This is a genomic window from Stieleria sp., assembly GCF_041595215.1.
GTDB lineage: Bacteria > Planctomycetota > Planctomycetia > Pirellulales > Pirellulaceae > Stieleria > Stieleria magnilauensis.
Window position 1 is genome coordinate 1 of the sequence record NZ_JBFHKV010001202.1, and the last position, 2,412, is coordinate 2,412.

The 2,412-nt window shown below is 61.9% G+C and carries 2 protein-coding genes and 1 pseudogene; 2 read left to right on the plus strand and 1 reads right to left on the minus strand.

Going from position 1 to position 2,412, the window contains the following annotated elements:
• A partial coding sequence (locus tag ABX749_RS29675) for an ABC1 kinase family protein (RefSeq protein ID WP_372899219.1) occupies positions 1-679 on the minus strand: 679 nt, incomplete at its 3' end.
• 179 nt (positions 680-858) lie between these two features.
• Between ABX749_RS29675 and ABX749_RS29680 the strand changes: the two genes are divergently transcribed.
• Positions 859-1,881: an AAA family ATPase gene (locus ABX749_RS29680; RefSeq protein ID WP_372899220.1), complete on the plus strand. Its 1,023-nt coding sequence runs from the start codon at positions 859-861 to the stop codon at positions 1,879-1,881.
• A 98-nt stretch (positions 1,882-1,979) separates the two neighbouring features.
• Positions 1,980-2,412: pseudogene (locus ABX749_RS29685) on the plus strand (lipase family protein); the annotation flags it as partial.

Genomic DNA, 2,412 nt, shown 5'->3' on the forward strand with positions numbered 1-2,412 from the left:
CCGCGCTGTGTTTGGCGATCCACGCGGAAAAGTGCTCCAGCGATTGCCGCTCCCGGCTGAAATCCAGCTCGCGGGTGATGATCGGGGCGAGCTGGCGGACCACCTCGCCCGGCCGCCAGGCCGCCACGGTTTCGACCCGTTCGGCCAGCACGGCCAATCCGCTCAGGACCTCGATGTCCTGCTTGACCGTCTTTTCGATTCCCGCCCGCTGGACCTTCAAGACCACCCGCCGTCCGTCATTGAGCACCGCGCGGTGGACCTGGCCGATCGAGGCACTGGCCAGCGGCTGGGCATCAATGCTGGCGAAGTGGGATTCGTAATCGTCGCCCAATTCGCCGGCCAGCGTTTTCCGTACCGTCGCAATGTCGTCCGGCCGAACGTTCGCCCGCAACCCCTTCAACTCTTCGCTCAACGCGATGCCGACCAGATCGGGGCGTGCGGCCAGGATCTGGCCGAGTTTGATGAACGTGGGGCCGAGGTCCGTCAGCGCCATCCGCACCCGTTGTTCCCGCGTGTACTCTGCCAGCGGCGTGCCCCGATGGTCCTTGAACCAGCCCTGGAAGGGGAGCCGACGGTGTTGGCTGAGCCAATCGGCCAACCCGTAGCGGCGCAGCACGGCCAGGATCTCGCGCCAGCGGCGCAGATTCCGGTAAAGCTGGGGGATGGCGGTGATTTTCATGCGAAAACGATGAACAAAGCGGTGGCCGGGCCATTGTAGCTGGAAGGATGAAATTCAAGCCGTTGGCGGGGGTCGCAAAAAGATTTAGACAAATAAACCAAACGGATTGATCAGTTAAACTGGTAGTCAGCCTTCGCCGCCGCCCCGCTCCAGCTCGTCTTTCCCGCGATTTGTTTCTTATGACCGAAGCCCCACCTGTCGTCGACCCGTCTGCCCACGCAGGAGCCTCGGCCGGGGGTGCCGGCGAAGTCGCCAATGTCGCGGCGGTCTCCGAATTCGCCAAACGGGTGATCGCCAATGTCGAGCACGCGATCGTCGGCAAACGAAAGCAACTGGTGCTGTCCCTGGTCGCCTGGTTCAGCGGCGGCCACGTGTTGCTCGAAGACGTGCCGGGGGTAGCCAAGACGATGCTGGCCCGGGCGTTGGCCAAAAGCATCGGTTGCCAGTTCAAACGGGTCCAGTGCACGCCGGACCTGTTGCCGACCGACGTCACGGGGACATCGATTTTCAACCAGAAAGAGGCCGAGTTCGAGTTTCGCGCCGGTCCGGTCTTCACCCAGATTTTGCTGGCCGACGAAATCAACCGTGCCACGCCGCGAACCCAGGCCTCGTTGTTAGAGGCGATGGCCGAGGGCTGTGTCACCGTCGACGGAACCACGCATGTTCTGGAAAAGCCGTTTCTGGTGATCGCCACCCAAAACCCCGTCGATCACGAAGGCACGTTCCCGCTGCCGGAGGCCCAGCTGGACCGTTTTCTGATGCGTTTCAGTCTGGGTTACCCGTCGATGGAAGAAGAGATGCGGATGTTGGAATTGCTGCAGCACACGCATCCGATCGATCGCTTGCCGGCCGTCGCGACGGCGAAAGAGCTGATTGCGGCGCAAGCGGAGATTCGCAAGGTCCACGTCGATCCGCGGGTGCGGCAGTACTTTTTGCAGATCATCGAGCAGACGCGCCGTCACAATGACCTGGCACTCGGCGGCAGCCCCCGGGCGACGATCGCGTTATTTCGCTGCGGTCAGGCGATGGCGGCGATTCGGGGCCGTGGATTTGTCACGCCCGATGATATCAAACGCGTGCTCTCCCCGGTGATGAACCACCGTCTAATCCTGCGGCCGGAAAGTCGACTTCGCAAAGTCACCACGGAAAGCGTGTTGCAGGAAATCGTCAGCGAAATCGCCGTGCCGACCGTCCAGGCTTAGTGCTGGGCTGGTCAGCAGGGGGCTGCTGGCTCTAGGCTGTAAGCCGATTTCGTCTCTATCGCCATTTCGGGCAGCGAGGTGCAGGGGTGCTTGAAGACGTGACCCAACGATCCGTCGAAGCGATCGACAAGGTACAGGATCCGGGCGAAGTCCCGTTGGTCGTCCATTCTGCGGTCAAGGGACCGGTCGCGGAATTGAGTTTTCTACGTCGATCGTTGTTGTTCGCGGAATTATCGATGATTTCGTACAACGACGAAGCCGAAGCGCGGGCGGCCGCTGCGATCGCCGGCTTTGACGACGTGACCTTGTTCGATCGCGACGGATCCCAAGCGTATCGCTTTCGCAACCAGCACGACTGCGTGATCGGGTGTCGGGGCACCGAACCGAACGACTGGAACGACATCCGGGCCGATGCGAACGCGGCGAGTGTGGTTGCCGAAACGATCGGACGGGTGCACCGCGGATTCAAGACCGAGGTCGACGATCTTTGGCCGATGATCGAAACAGCGCTGTTGGACAACGAGCACGCAC

What these genes read in the sequence shown, in the direction of transcription:
- ABX749_RS29680 (WP_372899220.1), top strand. Translation starts at nt 859, where the DNA reads ATGACCGAAGCCCCACCTGTCGTCGACCCGTCTGCCCACGCAGGAGCC.